The following is a 1,585-nucleotide window of genomic DNA, read 5'->3' as shown; positions in this document are numbered from 1 at the left end:
GGCGAGGGTGGCGACGCAGTCGTCGATGGATTTCTTCGCGGCGTCGTAGATCTGGGCGATGTCGGTGTCGGCGCTGGTGGCGGTGTTGCCGATGGCGGCCATGACGCTGCCGGTGAGGGAGTCGAAGGCGTCCTTGAACTGTGCAAGGGCGCTGGCGGTGCCTTCGGACTCGGTGACGACCTGTGCGAGCTGTGTCTTGGCGTCTTCGATCGATGACATGGTGTTTCCTGATCCGAGCCTCAGGCCGGGCAACGGCCGCGTTGTTGGCTGCTGTTGGTGTCGGTTTCTTGGGTTTGTTCAACGATACGGGCGAGGGGCCGGTCCTGGCCTGTTCAATTAGGTCATGACCGCGACGATGGCGAGGACGAGCAGGATCGCTAGGACCGCGGCCGTGATGGCGATCGTTCGAGGTGTTCTCCACCAGGGTGTGGTCGGTGGACGGTCGGCGAGCGCGGCGCGGCGTGCGGCCAGGGCGTCGGCAGCGGATGCGGCCGTGCGTTGGTGGGTGGCGAATGCGTGGGCGTAGTCGCTGGTCGCCCGGGCCAGTGACTTTGCCGCTCGTGACTGGGACTGTTCGGCTGCGGCGCTCGAGCTTCCGGAGCCGGGCTCGGCTGGATGAGCTCGTTCGGGCAGTCGGGTGTTGAGGCGTGCGACCGGCTGCTCATGCAGCGACTTGGCTGCCGCCTGGTAGTGGTCGGTCGCAGCGCGGATGCGCGACTGGATGCGTTGTGCCTCGCGCTGGTGGGACTCAGCGAGCTCCCGCAGGTCGTCATCTTGTTTGCGGGTCGCCGATGTGCTGGTTCGGTGGGCCATGTCAACCGAGCCGACGAGAGCCTCGATGGTGGCGAGGTAGTCGGCGTAGGAGTCCTTCACGACGACACCACCTTGGTGATCTGGGCGAGGTCTGAAGGGGTCGCCGGGCTGTAGGGGATCAGCTTGGCGGGGCCGCTCGCGGAGGTCGTCTCTGCGAAGTACGCACGGTTCTCGGTCGGCTCCCAGCGGGTGAGCGGACCGTGAAGTCGTTGGGCCGTGTCCTCGGTGCCGTGAAGCAGGATCGTGCCGTCGAAGGGAGCGGACCGGTTCAGCCCCATGTGGGCGAAGAACATGGCTGGGTTGGCCCACCAGAACAGCGAATGCACACCGGTCACCGACGCTCGTTGGAGAAACTGTTGGAAACCGGCGATCGGGGCGGGCTTGATGCCCTCCTTGACGTCGAGCGGTCCGAGGCGGTCGACGGAGAGTCCGAGGACGTACGCCGGCGGGCTGTCCGGGTCACGGCCGTCGAGCTCGGTGAGCGCCTGGGCGATCCAGTCCTTGATGTGGACGCGTTCGACCAGGGTGGGTGCATGGCCGAGCTGTTCCATCGCGCGGAGCCAGTCGTCGAAATGGGCGCCATCGCGGTCGCGGTCGGTGAGCGCGTCGAGGATCATGAACTCCGCCGACCCGGGCGGGTGCTGGGCGGCGAGGGAGAGGCCGGCGGCCTGGAGGATGCCGAGGGCGGAGTTGTCCTCGGCGGCGCCGTAGTCGTCGGAGGGGGTGCCGGCACCGATGATGGCGAGGTTGCGGCCGGGGGAGGGGTCGAAGG

The 1,585-nt window shown here is 67.5% G+C and carries 3 protein-coding genes; all 3 read right to left on the bottom strand.

Annotated elements, in window-relative coordinates:
• Positions 1 to 219, bottom strand: a 219-nt coding sequence (locus ACRDPS_RS00115; RefSeq protein WP_431499578.1) for a hypothetical protein, incomplete at its 3' end; no start/stop codon positions are given.
• Positions 220 to 336: 117 nt separating this feature from the next.
• Positions 337 to 873: a hypothetical protein gene (locus tag ACRDPS_RS00110; protein ID WP_431499577.1), complete on the bottom strand. Its 537-nt coding sequence runs from the start codon at positions 871 to 873 to the stop codon at positions 337 to 339.
• On the bottom strand, positions 870 to 1,585 hold a 716-nt coding region (locus ACRDPS_RS00105; protein ID WP_431499576.1), incomplete at its 5' end, for a hypothetical protein. The genes ACRDPS_RS00110 and ACRDPS_RS00105, both read right to left, overlap by 4 nt.

Origin of the sequence: Nocardioides sp., assembly GCF_050699375.1 — a bacterium.
Lineage (GTDB): Bacteria > Actinomycetota > Actinomycetes > Propionibacteriales > Nocardioidaceae > Nocardioides.
Note: the sequence above shows the minus strand (reverse complement) of the source record. Positions and strands in the feature narration are given on the sequence as shown.